At 53.6% G+C, this 22,289-nt stretch carries 15 protein-coding genes; 9 read left to right on the forward strand and 6 right to left on the reverse strand.

Annotated elements, in window-relative coordinates:
* Window positions 1-20: 20 nt before the first annotated feature.
* Window positions 21-2,726: a DUF1156 domain-containing protein gene (locus tag ACYQ0R_RS08470; protein WP_459822444.1), complete on the reverse strand. Its 2,706-nt coding sequence runs from the start codon at window positions 2,724-2,726 to the stop codon at window positions 21-23.
* Window positions 2,727-2,846: 120 nt separating this feature from the next.
* On the opposite strand from ACYQ0R_RS08470, the gene ACYQ0R_RS08475 reads away from it, so the two are divergent.
* The 3 genes from ACYQ0R_RS08475 (at window position 2,847) to ACYQ0R_RS08485 (ending at window position 7,860) form a co-directional block, all read left to right on the forward strand.
* Window positions 2,847-6,053: a DUF499 family protein gene (locus ACYQ0R_RS08475; RefSeq protein ID WP_459822446.1), complete on the forward strand. Its 3,207-nt coding sequence runs from the start codon at window positions 2,847-2,849 to the stop codon at window positions 6,051-6,053.
* Between the two features lie 203 nt (window positions 6,054-6,256).
* Entirely contained in the window at window positions 6,257-7,183 is a 927-nt protein-coding gene (locus ACYQ0R_RS08480) for a helix-turn-helix transcriptional regulator (RefSeq protein WP_459822448.1), read from the forward strand.
* Window positions 7,180-7,860 (forward strand): nucleotidyltransferase, encoded by a 681-nt coding sequence (locus ACYQ0R_RS08485; RefSeq protein ID WP_459822449.1) that lies wholly within the window; start codon window positions 7,180-7,182, stop codon window positions 7,858-7,860. The genes ACYQ0R_RS08480 and ACYQ0R_RS08485 overlap by 4 nt, the downstream gene beginning before the upstream one ends.
* Before the next feature lie 182 nt (window positions 7,861-8,042).
* Here the strand turns inward: ACYQ0R_RS08485 and ACYQ0R_RS08490 are convergent, their stop codons facing one another.
* The 3 genes from ACYQ0R_RS08490 to ACYQ0R_RS08500 all read right to left on the reverse strand — a co-directional run bounded on the left by ACYQ0R_RS08490 (window position 8,043) and on the right by ACYQ0R_RS08500 (window position 10,617).
* A complete protein-coding gene (locus ACYQ0R_RS08490) occupies window positions 8,043-8,255 on the reverse strand; it encodes a hypothetical protein (protein WP_459822451.1) in 213 nt (70 codons plus the stop codon).
* A gap of 119 nt (window positions 8,256-8,374) precedes the next feature.
* The gene (locus tag ACYQ0R_RS08495; protein WP_459822453.1) at window positions 8,375-8,809 is read right to left on the reverse strand and encodes a hypothetical protein; all 435 of its coding nucleotides are present in this window, start codon (window positions 8,807-8,809) and stop codon (window positions 8,375-8,377) included.
* A gap of 89 nt (window positions 8,810-8,898) precedes the next feature.
* Window positions 8,899-10,617, reverse strand: a complete 1,719-nt coding sequence (locus ACYQ0R_RS08500) for a DUF262 domain-containing protein (RefSeq protein WP_459822455.1) — start codon at window positions 10,615-10,617, stop codon at window positions 8,899-8,901.
* Window positions 10,618-10,753: 136 nt separating this feature from the next.
* Here ACYQ0R_RS08500 and ACYQ0R_RS08505 point away from each other — a divergent pair, with 136 nt between their 5' ends.
* From ACYQ0R_RS08505 to ACYQ0R_RS08515, 3 genes are read left to right on the forward strand one after another with little or no spacing between them, the layout of a single operon-like run.
* Window positions 10,754-13,450, forward strand: coding sequence for a DUF1156 domain-containing protein (locus ACYQ0R_RS08505; protein WP_459822456.1), 2,697 nt, complete (start codon window positions 10,754-10,756; stop codon window positions 13,448-13,450).
* A 57-nt stretch (window positions 13,451-13,507) separates the two neighbouring features.
* Window positions 13,508-16,657 (forward strand): DEAD/DEAH box helicase, encoded by a 3,150-nt coding sequence (locus ACYQ0R_RS08510; RefSeq protein ID WP_459822458.1) that lies wholly within the window; start codon window positions 13,508-13,510, stop codon window positions 16,655-16,657.
* Window positions 16,654-17,643: a helix-hairpin-helix domain-containing protein gene (locus ACYQ0R_RS08515; RefSeq protein ID WP_459822460.1), complete on the forward strand. Its 990-nt coding sequence runs from the start codon at window positions 16,654-16,656 to the stop codon at window positions 17,641-17,643. Before ACYQ0R_RS08510 ends, ACYQ0R_RS08515 begins: the two co-directional genes overlap by 4 nt.
* 122 nt (window positions 17,644-17,765) lie before the next feature.
* Here the strand turns inward: ACYQ0R_RS08515 and ACYQ0R_RS08520 are convergent, their stop codons facing one another.
* Window positions 17,766-18,878 carry a hypothetical protein gene (locus tag ACYQ0R_RS08520; protein WP_459822462.1) on the reverse strand — a complete coding sequence of 371 codons (1,113 nt, stop codon included), beginning with the start codon at window positions 18,876-18,878 and terminating at the stop codon, window positions 17,766-17,768.
* Window positions 18,879-18,952: 74 nt separating this feature from the next.
* On the opposite strand from ACYQ0R_RS08520, the gene ACYQ0R_RS08525 reads away from it, so the two are divergent.
* Window positions 18,953-19,657, forward strand: coding sequence for a DUF429 domain-containing protein (locus ACYQ0R_RS08525; RefSeq protein ID WP_459822464.1), 705 nt, complete (start codon window positions 18,953-18,955; stop codon window positions 19,655-19,657).
* A 147-nt stretch (window positions 19,658-19,804) separates the two neighbouring features.
* Complete coding sequence (locus ACYQ0R_RS08530; protein WP_459822466.1) at window positions 19,805-20,662, forward strand: endonuclease/exonuclease/phosphatase family protein; 858 nt, start codon at window positions 19,805-19,807, stop codon at window positions 20,660-20,662.
* Window positions 20,663-21,071: 409 nt separating this feature from the next.
* Here ACYQ0R_RS08530 and ACYQ0R_RS08535 read toward each other — a convergent pair whose 3' ends face one another.
* Window positions 21,072-21,317 (reverse strand): hypothetical protein, encoded by a 246-nt coding sequence (locus ACYQ0R_RS08535; protein ID WP_459822468.1) that lies wholly within the window; start codon window positions 21,315-21,317, stop codon window positions 21,072-21,074.
* Window positions 21,318-21,696: 379 nt separating this feature from the next.
* On the opposite strand from ACYQ0R_RS08535, the gene ACYQ0R_RS08540 reads away from it, so the two are divergent.
* A complete protein-coding gene (locus ACYQ0R_RS08540) occupies window positions 21,697-22,230 on the forward strand; it encodes a hypothetical protein (protein WP_459822469.1) in 534 nt (177 codons plus the stop codon).
* Window positions 22,231-22,289 lie beyond the last annotated feature (59 nt).

Below are 22,289 nucleotides of genomic sequence, written 5' to 3' on the forward strand. Positions count from 1 at the left end.
CGCTTCAGACGTCGTTCAGTTCAGTAATCCCCAATCGTGCGATCATCACCAAGGATACGCCGATAGACATCATCACCGCTCGCATCAGCTAACTCCGCACAGAGTTCACGCAGGTCGTCTGAGACAGTCCACTTCTGGAGATAATTTTGGATAGACTTACCGTGTTCATAGCGATAGCGCAGGAATTGAGCCTTATCGAGTGGAGTAAGTCTGTCGTCGCCTTCGCCGTTGACCCGTTGCTGAATGTAGGCTTGACGTATCTCGTCCTCCCAAGTCCCGAGGATAAACTCGTTACCGTCCATTCGGTATAGACGCATATCCTTCATTTCGTCGGGGTTCGCGCTCGTCCCCCGAGTTAGCATATTCAGGTCGTTATAGGAGGGGTCAACCATCTCAAGCAGGTCAAGGAACACGTCTACCTCACCGATGTCGCTACCTTGTTGGATTATTCCGTAAATTTCATTCACTATGTCTTTCGCGCTCATAATTTCTCCCCTCCGTTGTACCTTCCCATGGTGTTTCGAGTATTCGTGGAACGCCCGTCCCATCTCGATAACGCCGATGTCGCCCTCAGAGAACTCGCGGTTTTCGGTGAGTCGCTGATGAGTCTGTTTGGCCGTTCTAACGATGTTTCGGCGGAGGGAATTCCAAGAGATCGGTTGTCGGTTACCGGCTGGTCGGGCGACAATAATAATATCAAATTCAACTGCCTCCCCCTCGGTGAATTTACTGATATCAGCAGTAATTGGATACGTGGCAGTTATCTCAAATCCAGAATCACAAAGTGACTCCAACAATTCTCCCCAGGATTCTGAGCCACTATGATGATACGTGAAAACTAGGGAACCGCTTTCTTTCAGAGCTCGGTGGAGAACGGAGAACGACTCATGGAGTTCGGATTCGAACTCTTCTTCTCCCTTGTCAAAGAATGGATTAGCGACGATGCTCTCCGTTCTTGGCGTGTGCTCCTGATCAAAGCCGGGATGCTCCTCTTTTAATAGTACCTTCATCCAGACGTAGAAGAAGTCGGAAAGTTCTGAGTAGAACACGTTGTCGTAGTATGGTGGATCTGTTATGATAGCGTCATATTCGTTTTCAGCATCGATTTGACGAACATCTCCTTGGTCAAGATCTACATTCTGCCCAGCAGGCATTGAGAACGGATCTGTCTCAATAGTTTTCGGCTTGTCCAGTTCACTGTTGACCGGTGTGGATGGATATTCCGCGGAATCTGGATATTCTATATATCGATCAGTAGGTGCATTTCCCCATTTAACACCTCGTAGCATTTTGTCCCAAGTAGAGCGAAACGTGCAGGTTCCGTATTTCATACCCCATATATTCCCTTCTGCGGGCCGCATCGGGGGATCAAATGCCTTATTTCTAAATAAATTACTCACCTGATTTCCAGCATAATTATAACCGATCATCATAGTATTTCTTCTTAAGCAATCTGTTAGTGTGAGCAAAAGATACTCCTTTGCGTTCTGATTGCTCACCCCGTCAATTTCCTCCATCAGAAGGCCGAGACAGAGAAGTTGACGAGGGTTGAACATATCTACCCAGTCCTCGTAACCGTGGTCGAAGACCGGGTTTCGTGTAGAAGTCATATGGCCTTCAGGGATGGCCTCGTTAGGAATGTATTCGTCAAGATCATTGTGACTTTCCCACTCTTTTTTTACTTTCTCAAACAGGTCAAGGTCGTACTCCTGAACGGTTCGATACCCCTTCACTTCACTACGATCATAGTCACGGCGCTCGTCGCAGATAGAACAGTAATATTCGAGAGAGTATAGTTTCAGATCGAACCCATCCTGCTCTTGGATGGCGTCTGTGATGCGGTATTTCTGGCCACAGGAGGTACAGGTGTAGCTTCCTCTGCCCGCAGTTCCTTTTGAAGGGACAAACGTGTTCCCACACTCGCAATTGGTCTCACTTCGATAGTCATCTGAGAAGGTTAGGGTCTCGCACTCAGGACAGAAGACATGGTACTTGTCATCATTCCCATACCGTCCTTTGGCAACTCGATAATCATCGAATAGCGAGACGATATTGTTACATGATACGCAGTCAAGTTGTTTGACCCAGAAGTAGTTGATCACGCCCGCATCATGGTCGTCTGGATGGTTTGGACACGGCGTCTTGTAGTACGAACGGAGTTCATCTGCGACGGCGTTCTCTACTTCCTCAAATGCGTCCTCAAGCGTCTCAACATTTGTGCTTCCTGTGTCAACCTCTTTCTTAGTGACGAACCATGCGACAGGATTGAGATCTCGTCCGTGACACTCCGCTCCGAAGCGAGAAGCTTCGATAATTGAGGTTCCCCCTCCGATAAATGGATCAAGCACTTTCTTCCCCTCCATTCTGACATCCTTGGGGTACAGTGGCCAAAGGGAATCTGGATTCTCTAGGCTCACCCTATCAAGCAGCGCATCGACCCCGGACGTACCTGACGAAAAGTCCGAAAGTTGGGTGTTTTCCCCGGGCTCAAACACTTCTACTTTTTCAGGATCATCAAGAAGGGTATAGAGAGAGATTGAACGGAATACACTCCCCATGCGGCGAGCCCACCATTTATGCATCGTGTATATTGGCCGATACCATTGTCTAGCTCCACCGTATCCTTCTTTCTCTGCGATGTCGTTGACCTGTTGAATCGGAAATCCTCGCTCAATAGGAAGTTCCTTCCGTTCTTCCCGCTCAGCAGAATCCGTTTCTTGAGACATTGTTGATATTCCTTCCAATCCATCGAAGTCTGATAAACCCATCCACCCATATTCTACATAGAGCGAAATCCCACCACAGCGTTTATGCCGTCTTGTAATGCTCTGTTTAAGTATCAGATTATGGCTGAATCAGGAACCCTCTCCCGGACTCTCGCCGACACGGTCACGTTGAGCCGTGAGCTACGAGAAGATGGGCAAATCGATGGCCAGGTGAAACTCTACAACGTGGAGGACGAGGGGGAGTTCGAGTCGGACGCGGACCTCTTCTTCGACCGAACGCTGATGACTCAGGGTCTCCGGGAAGCCCTGTCCATTCTGCGTGACTCACTCACCGGGGACGACCCGCGAGGGACGCACATTCTCTACGGCCCCTACGGCAGTGGGAAGTCCCACCAGATGGTGGCACTGTACCACTGCTTCGCCGATCCCGCCGCTGCGGGCTCGTGGGCCGCCGACGAGATTGAGGGGTTCGAATCGGCGCTCCCGGAGTCGGCAACGCCGATCACGGTCGCCATGCAGAACGAGCAGTATGAGTACCTCTGGGAGCCGTTCTTCGAAGCGCTCGACGCCGATCCCGGGGCGTACGAGTCCGGTGGCTACCCGGACATGCAGACGATTCAGGACGCCGTCGGCGACGACACCGTCGCGTTCTTCGTGGACGAGCTTGAGGACTGGTTCGACACGCTACAGGGAGACCGTAAGAGCGCGAACAAGGCCTTCCTCCAGTCCCTGCTCGAATCGACGGCGCTGTCCGACCTGGATCTCTACACTATCGTCTCCGTTCTCCGTGAGGACTCCGAGGTCCACGACATTCTGAACCGCGAACAGGCGGTCGAGGTCAACATGAACAACCAGGTGGACAAGCGAGAGGTTCTCCACCACCGCCTGATCGAGGACACGGACGAATCAGCCGCCCGAGAGATCGTGAACGGGTACTTCGACGCCTACGACCAGTCCGACCACGTCACGATACCCGACGATCTCCTGTCGGAAATGCACGACCTGTACCCGTTCCATCCCGTTCTCCTCGACGCGCTTGAGACGCGGTACTACGCCGACGAGGGGAACCAGAACACGCGCGGGATGATCTACCTCTTCTCGAAGGTGCTCCTCGAAATGCAGGACCAATCGGACCTGATCACTCACGGGGACATCGACGGGATCGAGTTCGAGGACGAGCTCGCCAAGATCAACTACGAACGTCTGAACGCGGCGACCGGCGACATCAAGAGTCGGGTGGATGAAGACGACGTCCCCCACGGTCGTCGCATCCTCAACACCATTCTCCTCTACTCGCTGAAGCCAAGCGAAGGAGAGGGTGCTGAGGTCTCGGAGATCGTGATGGGCGCGTACCAGACGGGTGATCTCGTCTCCGACGTCGTGCTCAACCTCGAACGACTACACGGCGTCGCGTGGCACCTCCACAAGCTGAACGGGAAGTACGCGATCCGTGACCGACAGAACCCGAACGCGCTCATCCGGAACGCCGCGGTCGATGTCTCCGAACGCTCGGCGAAGGCCGAGATAGCCGACTTCATCACCGACATCTTCGGATCGAACGCGTACCCCGTCGGGTTCCGTACTGACGACATCCGGGACGTCCCGGACGACCGCGACATCAAGGTCGTCGTGAAGGACGACCAGTGGACACAGGAGGAGGTTGAGCGCGTCATCACGAACGACAGTCGCGGACGCGAATGGCGGAACACGCTCGTCTTCGTGCAGCCGTCCGGCGACAAGGCGATCGAGTCCGGAACGCGGTACATCGACAAGGCGCGATATATCGAGGGTGCTCGCCAGGTTCTCGCCGACGAGTCGCTCGACGACGAGATCCGCGAGTCCATTCAGTCAATGAAGGACCAGGAGGAGAGCGAGCTCCGCGAAGAGCTACAGCTGCTCTACGGGGAGGTTTTGGACGGCGACAACCTGCTTCAGGAGTTCGACCTCGCGGCCCCGATGGACCTGGACGTCTACGTGGTGGATGGTCCGGAGCTCGACGCCTCGAACATCGCGGACTCCGCGGCGGCCGACCCGTTCGATCTGCAGTCGCACGTGTGGCCCATCGTGACGGATCTGCTGGAACGGCGTGGCGAGATTTCGATCGAGGACGTGTACGAGCAGTTCCTCCGTGACCCGGAACTCCCGATCCCCGGAAGTGCGAACGACGTGTTGAACGCGACCGTGGAAGCGCTCGACGGAAAGCCGGTACTGGCTCGTGACTCCGGCGGCTTCCGTGACGACCTCTCCGGGAGTTCGCTTGACACCGTCCTGATCAGACAGGACGACGTGGACCTGTGGGGCGTAGACGACGTCGAACAGGAACTCCGACAGCGGTTCGGAAGCGGAACGACGGCGCTCGACATCGGAGACTTCGAGCTGGAGCTGATCGAAGACGGCGAGATCTGGCTTGACGGCGACAGTCACGACGTCGTGATGCGTGCGATCGGACGGCTGAACCGTGAGGACCAGTACGTGATCGTTCGGGGTAACGAGATCCTCGACAAGCCGCAGTCGGACGCGACGCTCCGCGACGTCGGGAGCGCGACGACCGTCGGCGGGTCGTACCTCGCCGAGCGCATCGAGGAAGCCATCGAAGCGGAGGGGAACGCGAACGTCGAAACGATCATCGGTGAGATCCGCACGGACGAGACGGTGTTCCTCCCGCCGGACGAGACCGAGACGGCTGCCCGTGAGGCCGTCAACGAGTTCCTCATCGACGACTACGTCCTAGAAGCCGGCGGACGGTATCTGGACTCCCTCGGCGATCGGAACCCGATGACGGTGAAGATCGTCCCGACCGTGTCGGACCGGATCGGCGGTCAGATCCTGGACTACCTAGACGACCTCGATACCGGAGACCAGTTCACCGTGAGTAAGATCGCCGATCGCTTCGACAGCACCGTCACGGAGGACATGGTGCAGACGTTCCTGCTGCAGAACCTCGGCCGCGAGGAGGATCCGGTGTACGTCGTCGGGCCGACAGGCTCCGAGAAGGCGTCCGATTGGGTGCCCGGATATCCGTTCCGCATCCCCGACGTCGGATCGGAGACGTGGCGGTTCGAGTACAAGGGTGACGATGTCGCCGACCTGCGAAAGAAATGGCGACGGGATAGCCAGGCCGGGACCGTGGAGTACGGCGACGTCACGTTCATGCTCCCGGACCGCGAGGGCGTCCCCGGCGCGCTTCAGGGAACCGCCGACGTCGAACGCTCGCAAGTGAGCCTGACACTCCGATCTGAGCAGGACTACACCAAGATCCAAGACCTGTTCGAGCGAATGCCAGACGAGGCGTCGAGCCTGAACGTCGAGATCAGCTTCCAGAAGTAGGGAAGTCCCCTTTCCATTCTATTTGAACAGATCGTGGCCTCGTTAGGGGTCATCTCACGTATCAACCGACGAAACGAATCCCATCATACACAAATCTCATGAGAAGTGTCTGTGTTCCTAAACACCCCAGTAAGTAAGTTTAGTTATGCTTTGTCTCATAATCGCCTAAGTTCTTAAATACTGTTGGGCGAATATGAGACAACATGATTGATGAGAAAGAGTTGAGGGTACTTTCGGCTCTGAACTCACCAAAGGACAGACAAGAGTTGGCCGAGGAATTAGAGTACCAAGAATCGACAGTATCTGATGCGTTTGGTGGCTTGGAACGGCGTGGTCTGATCAACAGGGAACGGATTGGTACGCATTCCGTCGCAGAACCAAGTGATGCGCGGTGTGTGGAAGTGTTTCAGTCCCTTACGGGGTCGAATCCCCACGTGGATTTCCCGGATCTGCTCACGCCCTCGATGCTGAACGTGTTGTACTATCTTAGCAGCGAAGAGCCGTGGGCTGCGACCAAACTCGCAGAGCGAACCGGACACAGCCGGGCGACGATCTATCGGAACCTTCGGACGCTAACGAACCGAGCGATGGCAACAAAGGAACACAGCCGATACAGACTTCGAGAGGAGTTCAACGATCTTCATCGGTTCGCCTACGAACTCCGTCACCACGTTCATCGCGTCCGGATCAAACGTGATGTCGGGAGCGGAACGATCGTCTGGGAATCCCACGAAGAGTTCCTCGTCCGGACTGAGTCTGCCGTCGAAGACGAGAACTATCATCGAACAGGTCTCGATGCGTTTGCCGAGTACGGACTCCAGTTCTTCACGACGTCCGAACAGTACTATCTCTGTTCGGAGGATCGGGAAACGCTCGGTCCTGAGGACCTCGTCTGCCATCTCCTTCTCATAGAGAACGATTCACGGCACCGGAAATACGTGCTCTTGCTCATCGCCGAGACGGGACTGTCCGGGGAGTCCCTCGAAGAGGCGGCGACGTACTACGGAGTCGAGGACGTCGTCCTCCCGCTTATGGAGTTCCTCCGTACTGAAGGGGAAGTCACGTCAGAGAGCACACCTGTGTGGGAGGAGTTCGAGACCCTTGCTTCCGAGTATGAGGTCGAACTATGAGCCGTGAGCCGACGTTCGAGTCCACCGCGATCCGGCGACAGTTCAGCGAACTCGCCACACTCATCAACGACGATCTCACGGTGTATCTGATCGGCGGGGGAGCACTGACATTAGAAGAGCTCAAGAACGCGACGAAGGACATTGACCTCATCGTCCGCAGGGAGTCGGAGCTGAAGCAACTCTGGAGTGTACTCACCTCGGCGGGGTACGAGCCGCAAGAAGATCTCGCTGAAGAGTACGACGAACTTGAGGCGGCGTTCATTCTCGAAAAGGATCGACGTCGATTCGACGTGTTCCACGAGCAGGTGGCTGGGGTTATCTACCTGAGTGACTCGATGATCTCACGCAGTCGGCACCTGTTCGATGAAGACGGACTTTCGGTTCGGATGGTGTCTCTGAACGACATCTTCCTGTTCAAAGCAGTTGCAAACCGTGAGGACGACGTCGAAGACATGGTACGTATCGCCCAGGGAGGGATCGACGACGACGTGATCGTCGAGGAGATCATGAAACAATTGGAGCTGCTTGGAAACGATGATTTCATCGGAGCGATGAAACAGAAGCTGGAACGACTGGAAGACCAAGGGTTCGTCTTCGACATTCACAGAGAGGTAAATGAGTTCTACGAACGAAGCCAAGACGGATCAAAAGTCAGGAACGATTATTTCGCTTCGTGAGCACGAGTATGATGACGATCTCTATTCAGGTGTTCCCGAGTCAGCGATTGAGCGGCAGCTTGGGGAGAAAATCACTACAGCCGGGATCGAGTGGTTGGTACGGGTTGGCGATCTAGATCGTGCATCAGACGAATCGCTTGTACTTGCTACGTAGCTCCGAGTCTTGACCTAGATCTGGTTGTCTATACTTTCCTCAGCACGTCTTGCAGGAAGTAGAATCCGCCCAGAACGAGCGCTCCAACGACAAGTAGCGAACCCAGATCTTCCATGGGGAGAGTGAGATCTCCTACTGAAAAGGCTGGGTCAAGAATGCCGTTTGATAACGCCCATAGAATACCTAACCCGATTAGTAGAACCAAAATCCAACTGGGCGGGTCGCCTAGGTTGAGGCTCATATCTCTGATCGTGTCGTTAGAAGTATTAAATCGTACCTTACCGGAGTGAATGTATAACCTGAGTCTGTCCAAATCTGCAAAGTATTGACGAACAGATCTCGTCTCCACATGCCTACAATTCACCACGGCTTGAGTTGCTTGACCGCTGCGAAGAGACTCAACGAAGCGTACTTAAGATTCACAGACACGTCAACGACCGAATTCAGAATATTACTCCGCTGCTCTCGTTTTAGCTGCTTCCGATGGCCGACTGCTCTGTAGATCTCTCCTTCCGCCGACTTACGAGCGTCTTCCAGACGTAGTCTCTCTGCTGTCGTCAATGGATATTTCTCTTCAGTAGAATCGTCAGCCGCGACGGCACGTAACTTACCCTGCCATATGGATCCATCGTCTGGAAAAGTCATTTTGAATCGTTGGAACTCGTTGTAAAGGAGGTGTTCCCTTCCGCGTAGTTTTTCTAATTCCCAGTCTTTCAGTTTGGAATAGTCATATCGAGTCTCGATATTGTCGATGAACTCCTCAAGATGGTCCTCATTGGGTGTTTGAGAGTTCATAGTAGTTGATAGGCAGCAAATCACATATATTTAGAGTACAGAGACCGGTGTATCTAGTAGATTTTCTCAGAAGCGTCCTTACTTATTCGTTAGAGCGTCCAGACGTCATCAGCTGCAATTCGGGCTAGTCTCTCGCTCCGCGACTCAATTTCAGATATGTCCCATCGATCGTGGTCTTTGAGTTCATGTGTCATTTTAAAGTCGGTCTCTGTCTCGGTGTAGTACTGCTGTTTCCGGTCTAATGACCGGTTCGAGGCGCGGATGTTGGGATCCTCCTCCAGAAGTGTGAGATTCCCGATCCGCTTTTTGAAATCGTCGTGCTCGTCTTCGCTGATCCCGAAGGGCTCTAACCAGAGTTTGGTGAGGTTCTTCCCGGGGCGCTCAGGTAGAATATGTTCGATATGTACTTGGTATCGGCTTTCTACGACTTCCTTTCCACCATGACCGAAGTGTTCCTCCTCGATTTTGCTGAGAATGTATTTTGTTCGGTCACTCCGTGAGAAGTCCTCCTGTACGAAGTGACGTCTGAACTGTTCGTCACTGGGGAATCTTCCTTCAGACTCCAGATAGTCTTCCATATATTGGAGTGGGTCGTCCGAGTCGAACGCATTCTGTGCCAAGTGATTGAAGATCGTGTCGTGGGGGCCGGTGTTGCGGTCACAGATCTGGCGGCGAATGAGAAGCGCATTTGAACGTCGGATAATCTCCTTTAGTAGATCGACATCGTCGGTCTCTGAAAATGCTCTAAGGAAGAGCGTGAATGGGGTGATGGAGACGATCTCTGCGTCTCGAAGTAGCCGATTGATCTCGGAGTTCTCACTGTCGCTAAACCGGGTGATATCCTGCTCAATGAGATTTCGGAAGAGATCGGACTTCTCACGAACGTCCTTTAGCAGCTCTTCGATGTCGTCAGCTTCGTCGATTGTGTCGGTAAACGTCGGGTCGTATAGTTTGCTCTTCGTGATTTTCTGATTGATTCCGAGGAGATGTGAGGACATGAAATACTGTCGGAAGAACGTCTCTCCGGAGTCGTGAATGCCGGATAGGCTATCGATGTTCATTATGATTTTTCCCCAGAGGTCCTCGACGCGATCTTCGTCCGTGTCCCCTCTATCGGAGGCCTTCATCAGAAGGTAGTTCTTCATCAAGTCGATCGGTGAAAGAGAGAGACCACGGTTGTTCATGGTCTCGAACAGCTGGTAGGCTTCGGAGTGCCCTTTCGCCGTGATCGAGACGTAGATCAGGTCATCAAGAATCCGGTCATGGAGCGTTTTAACCTCGCTCAGGTCATCACATTCCGTGTCAAGTCGTCCGCGGAAGAACTCGTAAGCGGACTCGATTTTCCCGTTTTCGATCTCGTCGATATAGCCATTAATTAGACTCTCGTAGCTCTCTCGGTCTAAGTTCCCGAGGGTTAGGCGCATACCCTGTCGTTCACCATCCCGGTCAACGATCCACAGGGCCTCGTTGATGCTTTCGACACGCTGTGCGATTTTGTCCTCCTCGTAGTTCTCTTGTAGGTGATCTCGTATCGCACAGAGCAGTATCGAGACTGTCGTGATCCGCTGTTGTCCGTCAACGATATCGATTTCGTTCGTTCCCTGTGCGAGGTGAGTGCCGGACATGAAGACGATGGTGCCGAAGAAGTGACTCCCACCGGGAGGAATCTCGTTGAGGTCACGCCAGAGATCCTCGAACTGCTCTTCCTCCCACGAGTACCGCCTCTGGTAGGATGGAATCCTTAGTCTCTCGTTCTGACCGTATAGTTCACCCATCTCTTTCGGGTGAATCTGCTCAGCTATCTCCATGTTGTGTCATCGTGGAGGGGCGACTGACATAAGCACTCAGGTGATGGGCATCACGGGAGCGTTGCTTGCGATCAATCTGGCGAGCGAGAATGCATACTTATGAGGCTCCTGCGTAATTCCTTCCACATACTGAATCATGTCTGAGCAATCTGGGTCCTCGCAGGAGCGGCATGAGCGGACGGAACTCCCCATCGAGCGGGGATTCCCGATCGAGCGCGTGAACGAGATCGCCGAGAAGGAGGGACGGGCGAAGATGCACTACCGGCCCATCTACACGATGCACAAGTGGTGGGCGCGACGGCTGGGCTGTGTCTTTCGTACGATCTCTCTGTACACACTCCTCGACGACCCGGAGAAGGTCTCTGTTTACGAGCCGGGCCACGAGGGTGAGACACTCGCGGCGTACGGCGACGACGCCGACGGCGAGTCCGACCTCGACATCGCGTCGCTACTCGAACGCGTGAATATGACCGATCCGGAGAGCCTCTGGGAACTCTACCCGAAGGACGTTCGCGTTGAGGACAAGAAGATCCTCGATCCGTTCATGGGTGGCGGTACATCGCTCGTCGAGGCATCAAGGTTCGGTGCGGAAGTCGTCGGCAACGATCTGAATCCCGTCGCGTGGTTCGTTACGAAGAAGGAACTCGAAGCTGGGCAGACCGACGTCGAAGAACTCGAAGAAGCCTTCGAGCAAGTGAAAGATGATGTCGCTGACGAGATTACGCAGTACTACAGAACACCCTGCCCCAACGGCGACCACGAAGCGGACGTGATGTACAACTTCTGGGTAAAGGAACTGGACTGTGTCTCATGTGGAGAGAATGTGCCGCTCTTCAAGGATTATCGGATTGGAAAGGGACGATATGAGAATAAGGGAAAGTACAACGTTCTCTGTCCTGATTGTGGATCGGTAATTCTGGTTGATGATTGGCAGAGTGAAAGCTCGTGTTCCGAATGTGGGAACCATTTCGTTCCCGAAGACGGTAATGCTGGTAATGGGAACTACAGTTGCCACTCCTGCGGTCAAAAATACGGGATTGTTGACGCAATTCAAGAGCAAGGAGGATTCAATACCAGGCTCTACGGACTCGAATACTACTGCAGAGAGTGTGATGATAAAGGGAGAGAAAAGGGAGAGGTGAGGTCTTACAAGGGAATTGAGGAATATGACCTGAAGCTAGCTGGAGAAGCAGAACAGCGCTGGGAAGAGTCTGAGGATCTTCGTGGATATGTGCCGAGCGAAGAAATCCCACTTGGGATTAAGACAGATAGCTCGGCATTTGAGGGCAGTATCGGCGGGGGTTTCAACGTTCTCAGACATGGTTACGATGACTGGACGGATATGTTCAATGAGCGCCAGTTGTTGGGAATGGGTACTCTACTAAAGGCTATCGACAATGTTGAAAATCAAAATGCGAAAGAGTACTTACTTCTGGCCTTCTCTGATGCTCTTCGAACGAACTGTATGATGGTCTCGTATGACCCCACCCGAAACGGAATGGGTGACATATTTCGCAGTAATTCTTTCAACCCCCCTCTTTATCCTTCAGAAAATAATCTCTGGGGGTCAGAATACGGTCGAGGGACGTTCAAGTCCTCTTGGGAGATGGTAAAGAGCGGTGTAGAGTATGCCCGAAATCCAACCGATAGAATAATTGAGGATGGTGAAAGTGTCGAAACAGAGCCATTCAACACCCCTGTTGGCGAAAATTACGAACTACACCTTGGTGATGCAAGAGCGATCGATGAAGAAAACGAGTATGATGCCGTCATCACCGATCCCCCATACTACGACAATGTAATATATTCGGAATTGTCGGACTTCTTTTATGTGTGGCTGAAAGTCATCCTTGAGGAAGAGTACCCTGGATTCGACGAGAAAAAAACCCCACGGGCCGAAAGCATAGTTGCGAACCCAGCAGTAGGAAAAGGTGCGGAAGAATTCGAAGACGAAATGACCCAAGCACTCTCAGTCGTCCGGGAAGCTCTCAAGGACGATGGGGTTCTTACATTCACTTACCATCATAGTGACTCAGAATCGTGGGGAGAACTCCTTAATGCGGTCTGCGACGTTGGGTTCGAAGTAACCGCTGCATATCCGATTACAGCAGACATCAGTAAGCTTCCAGCTAAGCTGGGAAAGGGGGACTCCGTTACGTTCGACATTATTGTTGTTGCTAGACCAGTAGATGAGACTCAGCCAATTAGCTGGAACGCTCTGCGTCGTAATATCTACCGTACAGCCCGTCGAACCCGGAAACAGCTTGAAGAAAACCGTGAGCTATCCCGTGGGGATATCGGTGTAATGGAAATGGGTGAGTGCTTCCGTGAGTACTCCAAACACCACGGGAAGGTACAGCGCGACGGAGAAATTATGGACGCTAAGGAGGTTGTCCAGGAGATCTACGGCATTATCCAGGAGGCCAGCGACATCGGCGTCGAGGACGTGTTCATCGACCTGCTCGATAGCCCGGACCCCTCGTTCGACGACGTCAACAAGCTCTGCCGCGGCACCAACGCCACACCGGAGGATCTCAAGGGGATGTGCCTGTATAACCAGGATGACGGCTTCGAACTCGGCACGTGGGACAACGAGAAACGCCAGGCGTACATTCAGGAGCGGACCAACGGGAACGGTGACGAGCACCTCTCGAACCTCGACAAGCTCCAGTTCCTCCGCTACCGCTACGAGAAGGGACAGGCCGTCCAGAACTACGTGGACAAGTGGGGCGTCGATGACGACCTCCGCGAGCTGGCTGGGCGACTCGCCGACGTGACCGGTGACGATACCTACACGCGCGTGCTCGGCGATCGGGACATCACGAGTTATTAAACCTCGGCGAACCAACCAAAATCCACGAATCACTCACGAAGGATGTTCGTCTTCCATGTGGTCACGGACGAGCGCGGGAAAATGTACCTCTGGGCAGAGGACTCGACACTCCCTCGTACACGATCAACGGACCAGAACCCGACGACGAACACAATAGGTGGAGAGAAGCATCCGTTCGCCGTTGACGAGCTGACCCTTATCGACATTCTGTCGCACATTGGGTGTGGAAACGCGAATACAGAACTGAGTGCTCTCACGGTCTATTTACCCTCAAGCCAAGACGGTCCTCAGGCATCACCGTCGATCCGGGAAGAAGACGTGTCGGGGACTACGATATCATTCACTCCGTGGCTCATTCCAGCAGTAGAAATAGATCCGAGAGATGCTCCATCGATCCTCTCGCAATTTTCACAGTCATCACCAACCAATGGGGAGACGAGTAGGTACTGGGGAACTCCGATCGAACCGGGACATACCGTCAACTACTGGCGTGCTATTTGCTCGGTAGCAGAGTCGTACGTTGACACCGGACGGATTGCGCCCCACCTTGCAGAAAAGGACGGGTCCGTTACCGGTGTTTGGCGGGCGTTTCCCTCTACGAAAGCGGATGTTGATCGAATTACGGAGCTGGTGGATGCGATGCCACCACTCGCACGGACATCGGTGGAGGTCGGAGCGGATCCTACCTTCGACCATGGAACCCACAGGGACTCGATCGGTCGTCCTCCAAGGGACGTCTTGACGCGCGCACTGGACCAGATGGTTAATGCGCTGTCTAAAGAGCGCTTGTCTGCGGCTGAGACGGACTTACCCACGGAGGAACTGGAAGCGATCCATCGACAGTGGATACGTAGGCTCCAAAAGAACGGGGAGTCGATCGATGCCGACCCGGAGGCTATTGCTGAACTTCGGGAGCAATTCAACGAGTGGACACGCCCTCCCGTGACGGGAGACGAACAGGGAGTCAGGCTCTGTTTCCAACTGAAAGAGCCTGAAGTGGACACAGATACGGTGGTCTCGGAGTCGAAGACCGAACCGGTCGTACCCGACGGGTGGACGCTCGAACTACTCCTGCAGTCCAAGGAGGACCCGAGCCTCGTCGTCGAGGCAAACAAGCTTTGGGACTCGGATCCCTCGACGTCGAAAGCACTCGCACGCCACCTTGACCAACCCACAGAGATACTGAAAAACGAACTGAAGCGCGCATCCACACGATATCCGCGGCTCAAGGGGGAACTCGACCGATCAGAACCGACTGCAATAGAGTTATCGAACAATGACGCCGCCGAATTCCTACAGGAACACGCAGAAGTCCTCCGACAGGCGGGGTTTGGTGTGATCCTTCCAAGCTGGTGGGGAGAGCCGCCGCAGCGACTTGGTGCCCGACTGGTCGTCGATGACCCCGAGGACGAGTTTGAGACCACCGGCAGCGGTCTGGGAATCGAACAACTGTGTGAGTTCGACTGGGAGATCGTTCTCGGGGATGCCACTCTCTCAGAAGACGAGTTAGAGGAGATATCCACGCTCAAAAGGTCGCTCGTACACTTCCAGGGGAAGTGGGTCACTGTACAAGACGATGACGCCGAATCAGCAATAGATCTCCTCCAGAGGGACGAAGAACGTACTCTTGAGGAAGCGATTCAGGCAGACACCGAGATCGGCGATGACAGTGTTAGCCTCCCAGTCGTCGAAAAGCGGTTGGAAGGGACGTTCAAGAAGCTGTTCGAGGAGGATTACGAGACATGGGTCGAGGAAATAGATACACCGCCCGGGTTCGACGGGGAGTTACGCCCGTATCAAAAAACGGGCCTAGGCTGGATCTCGTATCTTGAAGATCACGGCTTTGGTGGCTGTTTGGCAGACGATATGGGACTTGGAAAGACGATTCAGGTCCTGGCTCGTCTCGTTCAGGAACGTTCGATCGATCCCCTGGTTGGTCCGACGCTTGTAGTGTGTCCACTGTCCGTGGTGTACAACTGGAAAAGCGAGACCAACGAGTTCACACCAGATCTGACTGTACATATCCACCACGGCCAAGGTCGAATGTCGGGAGACGATCTTACCAACGCCATCCAACACCACGACGTAATCATTACTACGTACGGGACGGCGAGAAGTGATATCGAGCAACTTCGAGACATTCAGTTCCACAGGGTCGTTCTGGATGAAGCACAGAAGATCAAGAACACGTCAGCCGGTCGTACACAGGCAATTAGGTCACTGTCGGCCCATCATCGGTTGGCATTAACCGGGACTCCAGTCGAGAACCGACTGAGCGAGTTGTGGTCCATTATGGAGTTTTGCAATCCCGGACTCCTCGGCTCCGAGAGACAGTTCAGGAACGCCTTTTCTCGGCCTATTGAGGAACGGGGGGACATCGAGAAGATGGAACAGCTCAGACAGCTCATACGCCCGTTCGTGTTGCGGCGTGAGAAAACGGATGACTCGATAATCGACGATCTTCCGGAGAAATCAGAGAAAAAAGAGTACTGTGGACTCACTGAAGAACAAGCAACTCTATACAAGGCAGTGGCAGATGAAATCTTCGAGCAAATTGAGCAGTCCCGGGATATCGAACGTAGGGGACGAATTCTGAAGCTGATCGGCAATCTCAAATCGATTTGTAATCACCCGCGTCAGTATCTCAACGACGATCAGCGTATCAGTGGTCGGTCAGGTAAACTCGCCGCGCTTGATGATCTCGTCAAGAAAATAGCAGCTAACGACGAGAAGGGCCTGATATTCACGCAATACACTCAGATGGCGGAGTTACTGTTAGAAAACTTACGGAGCCAAGGCCATAACGTGTTCTACCTCTATGGAGATACAGCGAAGGAGGAGCGGGAGGAGATGATCGATGAATTCGAAAACGCTGAGGGGTCCTGTTTCTTCCTGTTATCACTGCATGCTGGCGGTACCGGGATCAATCTCACGCCGGCCAACTACGTCATCCACTATGACCGGTGGTGGAATCCCGCCGTCGAAAAGCAAGCAACTGACCGAGCGTATCGGATTGGGCAGGACAATAACGTGCAGGTGTACAAATTGATTTGTCGAGGCACGATCGAGGAATCGATCGACCAAATCATTGAGAGCAAACGCGACTTAGCAGAACGGGTACTGGCAGATAGCGACGAGTGGATAACTGAACTATCGGATGAAGAACTTCGCAACCTCGTATCGTTATCAGCGGACTCTCTGGTATGACCTGGTCTGATAGAAATACCGGCGGCGATCAGGAAACCAACCAAGAACCACGTAAGCCGAGTGTGACGTGGTGGAGACATCGACTTTCCGCAACAGACGCATCAGCATCACTTGAGGGCGTGAATGGATCGTACGAAGAATCTCTTGACGAATTCTGGACTGGGATCCCTGAGAAGTATGAGGTGTCTTCAGAGGATACTGAAGTGGATGAACAGACGAATTTAGTATCGCTCGGTAATCCGCCACAGAAACTTGGTAGTGCTTTTGAAGCGGCTAATCGACTTCACAAAATAATCCAAGAGCCACAGTGTCATCTAACTCAATTCACACCAGAAACTTCGATCGACACCGTAGTGGAAGAGGTTCCACGTGCAGGACCGATTATTATAACGAATCTTGAAAAGGAGGGTTACGAGACGCTCGGCGATCTGGAGGGAACGACCAGTAGCGAATTAATGAGCGTGACCCGAGTTGGACCGGAAACGGCAGAGCGGTTGACCGAATTCATCCAGAATCAGAAAACGAAGAGTCAAGATTGGAATCCGGGGAGCGACCGATCGACTATCGTGGACGATGTTGAGCTCCGCGAGATTGCGGATCAGATCCCCGGCTTTGGGGACGTCAGCCGAAAGAAGATCCAAAAAGCAGGATACGAAACCGTAGGGGACGTACGTGCTGCAACGCTTGATGAGCTGATCGACATCGAGCAGATCGGTGAAGAAATCGCTTCTAGACTAATTGAGTATATAGAGGAACACACAGAGGGGCCAACTTCATTATCGGATGATCGAATACCAGATGATACTCCCATAGAAGATTTTGTGGCAGATGTTCCGAGAGTTGGGCGGGTGCTGACCTCTAAACTGACTCAAGCAGGATATGAGACGGTGGGGGACCTTCGTGCTGCTACCGTAGAGGAGCTGACCAATGTTGAGCACATCGGTGAAAGAAAGGCAAAGTCGCTTTTAGAATATGCGAATTCGTAATTAGTGGGGCGTCGATGACGACCTCTGCGAGCTCGACGGTCGCCTCGCCGACGTGACCGACGACGACACATACACGCGCGTGCTCGGCGATCGGACATCATGAGCTACTGAACCGCAAACTCCTACGATGACCTCTCGGAAACTTCGGTATTTCCGAGGGTCGCCTCGTCAAGGTATTTGCAGTCGCCGGGGAATACCGGGCGTCCTGCGTACTCGATGAGTTCCGCTCGGAGTTCCCGGATCTCCCGTTCCAGCGTATCGAGGATCTCGGCAGCCTTGACGGCATCCTGGTACGGATCTTCGTCGGTGCAGATCCGATCGACGGTTTTCCGCAAAGCCGCTTTTGCCAGCCCCTTCGCGGTATCGCCAGATACGTCGTGGACTGACTGGTTTTCAGGAATAACACGGTAAATCGAGCGACGCTCACGTATACCCTGCATAAACCGGAGTTCGTCTTCCTGCGGTGAGGTGTTTCCTCCCTCGTCAAACCCGTTCATGATCGATTCCAGTTCGTATTCCCAGTTGTCGATCCGGTCGCGTTCGATTTTGACGATCCCTTCGAAGATACAATCGCTGAGATAGACGTCTGGTTCCACTCGAAGGTCACCCTCATTGAGGGAAGCGCCGTCGAAGTCGTTTTTGAATCGTTCACGATGCTCCGCGAATTCAGAATAGAGTCGATTGATCTTCCTTCTCCGTTCCTGCAGTTCGGGTGCATGGTTCTCCAGAAGGTCACTGAAGTAACGATCGCGTTCCAAGTTTATCGGAACTACGCGAAACTCACTTGCATCGTCGAATGAGTGGACGAAGGCCTCCGCAGGTTCGACATCCGTTGCAGTGACTTTTGGTAGCCGTTCGCCGCTGTCGTGGATGATGTCTTCTACTGAATCGAACGTTCGCGGAATCTCGTCGGCACCGAGCCAGGCGTAGATGCGCTGGCGAAGAGTTTCCGTGTGGTTCAGTCGCACCTCCCGGTTTATCTCTTGAGCGCGGAGATCGATCTGGTCTTCGAGTAACGTCGTCTGATTATAGTACAGCGCGACTAGGGCGGCGGTGAGGATTCCGCTAGTAACAACGCCGGCAAATTGCATTCCGTCTGTCCCGCCGAGAGCCCAAGCGGTACCTGCGAATATGAGTACCAGTACGACGACAAAGACTGTGGCTCCGACCGCCCCAAACGGTACCTTGACACTCATTTCAGATTCTCTTTCCGAAAGTGCGCTGTCTTCTCGCATACAAGTCGGTGTGACCGACAAACAACTAATGTATTTACCATCGATTTAGGGCTGGAGCTTTTTGTCTGCGTCTGATGAAGGTACTCGGAGCGGACGCCTGTCCGGCTGGATGGTTCGTCACCGTGATTGACGGTGGAGATGTCTCGACAGACATGTACGAGTCGTTCGAACGCCTCAGGCACGAACACACCGGCGCACACCACGTGCTGGTTGATATCCCGATTGGACTCCCGACTGACGAGCGTCGCCGGTGCGACGAAGCAGCGCGGGAACTCCTGGGGTGTCGCGGAAATTCGGTGTTTTACTCGCCGAGTGAGGGGGCGATCGAGTGTACCGATTACGACGAGGCGAACGACACGCACCGCGAGGACTTGGGTCACGGGCTCTCGCAACAAGCGTACCACATCTCCGATAAGATCAGAGAGGTCAGGTCGGCAGTCGGGAGCCAGTACGACGGGAACGTGCGTGAGAGCCATCCCGAACTCTGTTTCGCCGCGCTGAACGGTCAACCGATTGCGTACTCGAAGTCCTCCGACTCGGGACAGAGCTTACGCCTCGAACTTCTCGGCGAGACCCTCAACGACGCGAAAGCGATATACGAGGATGTTCGGGATCGACGACCCCTCACTGAGGTGGGTCGTGACGACATCCTCGACGCGATGGTACTCGCGGTCGCAGCGCGACACGATTCCCTTGCCACGGTTCCTTCTGACCCAGACACGAATGAGCCTCGAATTTACTACCCCGAGTTCGAAGTTCCCTCCTCGCCACTAGTGTGATCAAATTCATAGGGGTGCGAAAATCCTCGCCGAAAATCAACTTCCCTTCACTACGATCCCCGCTGGTCTTCACCGTGGGTGATTCGGGATCTTGTCGATCGAATCGTCAAAATACGGTTATTTGGTTATTGCCGCCGATAGGCACCTATGCGAGTGCTCACGTGGAACGTCAAGGGTGCGTTCCCGTACCAGTCGGAGGACGAGATCGAATCGCAGTTCGAGTACCTCGACAGTCTGGATTACCTGCCGGACCTGTTGCTGCTCAACGAAGTGAATCAGTACAGACGCGAGCTCATTCGTGACCTCGTCACCGACCAATTGGGATACGAAAGTGTTGTAGACACGCTCTCGTGGGCGAACGAACTGCGTGACAGCGACGTGCCGCCACACCACGATATCGGGCACACCAACGGTAATCTCACCGCCGTGCGTGACCCCGATCGTATCGAGCACAATCCGTTAGCACTCTTCGACGAGGCGTACGATGACGAGGACATCAAACACCTGTCCACGCACTACCCTGAGAAGATCCTCGTCACGTCCTGTGAATTCGACGGGGTCGAAATCGAGGTCTGGAACGTGCGGGCAGTCCCGGGCAGCATGAAGGGCGAGGAGAAGATCAAGATCTTCGAGACGGTCTTCCAGCGGATCGTCAACGGTGATGAGAAACTTCGGATTCTCGGGGGCGATTTCAACTCGCCCGACGAGGAGTTGGCCGACGGCCAGGCGGTCACCTACATCGACGACAAGGACCCCAGAGTCCGCGATCGATGGCGGAACGCGGCCCTGAACGTCCTCAAGGGACTGGGCCACGTCGGCATGGTAGACGTATTCCGGTATCAGTGGGGGTATGGCGACGTAGACACGCTGGACGAAAGCTTCGGGAACAACCGATTCGACCACATCATCGCCTCTGAAGCGTTGAACCCGGTCAACTGCTACTATGACGAGGAGTCGTTCGAATACAGCGATCACGCCGCGCTCGTCGCTGACTTCGATGTCTGATGTTGGTAGTGATAGGACGTTCGCTCTTCCGTATGAGATTGTTGGTACGGTCGCGGTAGTCCCACAAGTAGCCACAACCACCGATCTGAACGTCTCTCTAAGCCGAATAGAGTTCACCCGGGACAGATCGAAATCGCAAGACAGCAAGCCATCAACAATGTGCTACACAAGAGCGTCCTTAGGTTAGCAGATTGTTCAAGTGGTTGTTCTTGAGTGTTCTACCGTAATCTATAGAGTATTTTTCTTCTGTTCCAATAACAACTCCTGCCTTTACATCTACGACGAAAACATCATATGGATAGGTTCTATCGTGTTTTGAAGCGGTATTGTATATGAACTCTCGGACAGCGTCTGTGATTTCGTCTGTGACTCCAATAATTATTGGATGAGGCTCATTACCCAGAGCCTCTTATATACTTGTACGATCTGACAGCACATCCATCAGTCCATCAATGCACTGTTCCAATGATTCTGGAGTCACATTTCTTTGGTCAATTATGCCAATATATTCTGTTGTGCCAGAAATAATCCCTGTATGTTCTTTCTCGTGCAGTTTTGACATTTCCGGTACTGCTAATGTTGAGGTTTCGTATTCATTTTCTAGCGATTGATATAGTTCCCTTTTATATTCGTCTTCTTTCCCTGGCACTTCCATGTGGGTTCTATTACTCTGGGCCCATTTAACTTTAATAGCCGCAGGTGGGTGACTGCCGCAGCTACAATATATCCCAAAAAGGGGGAGGATTCTAGGATGCACCCATCAGTATTACGCTCTTCCGTAGGAGATTGTTGATACGGTCGCGGTATTCCCACAAGTAGCCACAACCACCGATCTGAACGTCTCTCTAAGTCGAATAGAGTTCATCCGGGACAGATCGAAATCGCAAGACAGCAAGCCATCAACAATGTGCTACACAAGAGCGTAGGACGTTTTGAACACACGTGGTGCCCCATCCGACAAGACTTCGTTTGGAACCGGCTCCTGACCGGTTTCGTGGAGGGGTTTATTATGCGGGCGGGCGAGTCCCGGTGTAATGGCGGCAGAGAAGCCCGAAAATCACAAAAAGCTCGTAGAGACCGCAAGCAGAGCGCCCGATCGTCAGTGGATCGAGTCGTATTTCGAGCTGGTCGAAGCCCTCATTTCGGAGACCGGTCTTCGCAGCGATGACCCCCGTCTCGTGATGTCCTTGCCCCGGAACGGAACGATTCCTGTCACGGTCAACAATCGCTACGTACTCGTCGCCTTCCGGGGCGGCAATTCGAGCACCGAGTTCATTCTCCCGTCCAATCAGGGCGGTGTCCACAAATACGTCCGTCGAGCCGCTCGTGACGTCCGGTTCAAGTCGATATACGACGAGGACGAGTCCGACCGCCCGTGGCTCCTCAGGTACGATCAAGACCCACAGGAGGCCGTCGATGACGAATTTAGGAGATTCTGGCTGACTTCCGTGAAGACAGAAATGAGGCGGATCAGTAAGTCCCCCTACCGGCGCTATCACGAGCCGGTCGTTTATAGGGCGGCCGAGGACGCCGAGTACCGAGAGCAGGTTTTCGACGAAGCCTTCTGATCATCGTGCTTCACTCCGCGTCGCTTTCTGTCCAGTGAATGCCGAGGATTTGCGCGGAA

This window comes from Halorubrum luteum, assembly GCF_054652935.1.

Excerpts from the sequence above, each read along its gene's own strand:
- ACYQ0R_RS08535 (WP_459822468.1), bottom strand. The coding sequence starts at position 21,317 with ATGGAAGTGCCAGGGAAAGAAGACGAATATAAAAGGGAACTATATCAA.
- ACYQ0R_RS08485 (WP_459822449.1), top strand. The coding sequence starts at position 7,180 with ATGAGCCGTGAGCCGACGTTCGAGTCCACCGCGATCCGGCGACAGTTC.
- ACYQ0R_RS08515 (WP_459822460.1), top strand. The coding sequence starts at position 16,654 with ATGACCTGGTCTGATAGAAATACCGGCGGCGATCAGGAAACCAACCAA.
- ACYQ0R_RS08490 (WP_459822451.1), bottom strand. The coding sequence starts at position 8,255 with ATGAGCCTCAACCTAGGCGACCCGCCCAGTTGGATTTTGGTTCTACTA.
- ACYQ0R_RS08540 (WP_459822469.1), top strand. The coding sequence starts at position 21,697 with ATGGCGGCAGAGAAGCCCGAAAATCACAAAAAGCTCGTAGAGACCGCA.
- ACYQ0R_RS08480 (WP_459822448.1), top strand. The coding sequence starts at position 6,257 with ATGATTGATGAGAAAGAGTTGAGGGTACTTTCGGCTCTGAACTCACCA.
- ACYQ0R_RS08530 (WP_459822466.1), top strand. The coding sequence starts at position 19,805 with ATGCGAGTGCTCACGTGGAACGTCAAGGGTGCGTTCCCGTACCAGTCG.
- ACYQ0R_RS08470 (WP_459822444.1), bottom strand. The coding sequence starts at position 2,726 with ATGTCTCAAGAAACGGATTCTGCTGAGCGGGAAGAACGGAAGGAACTT.
- ACYQ0R_RS08525 (WP_459822464.1), top strand. The coding sequence starts at position 18,953 with ATGAAGGTACTCGGAGCGGACGCCTGTCCGGCTGGATGGTTCGTCACC.
- ACYQ0R_RS08475 (WP_459822446.1), top strand. The coding sequence starts at position 2,847 with ATGGCTGAATCAGGAACCCTCTCCCGGACTCTCGCCGACACGGTCACG.
- ACYQ0R_RS08495 (WP_459822453.1), bottom strand. The coding sequence starts at position 8,809 with ATGAACTCTCAAACACCCAATGAGGACCATCTTGAGGAGTTCATCGAC.
- ACYQ0R_RS08500 (WP_459822455.1), bottom strand. The coding sequence starts at position 10,617 with ATGGAGATAGCTGAGCAGATTCACCCGAAAGAGATGGGTGAACTATAC.
- ACYQ0R_RS08520 (WP_459822462.1), bottom strand. The coding sequence starts at position 18,878 with ATGCGAGAAGACAGCGCACTTTCGGAAAGAGAATCTGAAATGAGTGTC.
- ACYQ0R_RS08505 (WP_459822456.1), top strand. The coding sequence starts at position 10,754 with ATGTCTGAGCAATCTGGGTCCTCGCAGGAGCGGCATGAGCGGACGGAA.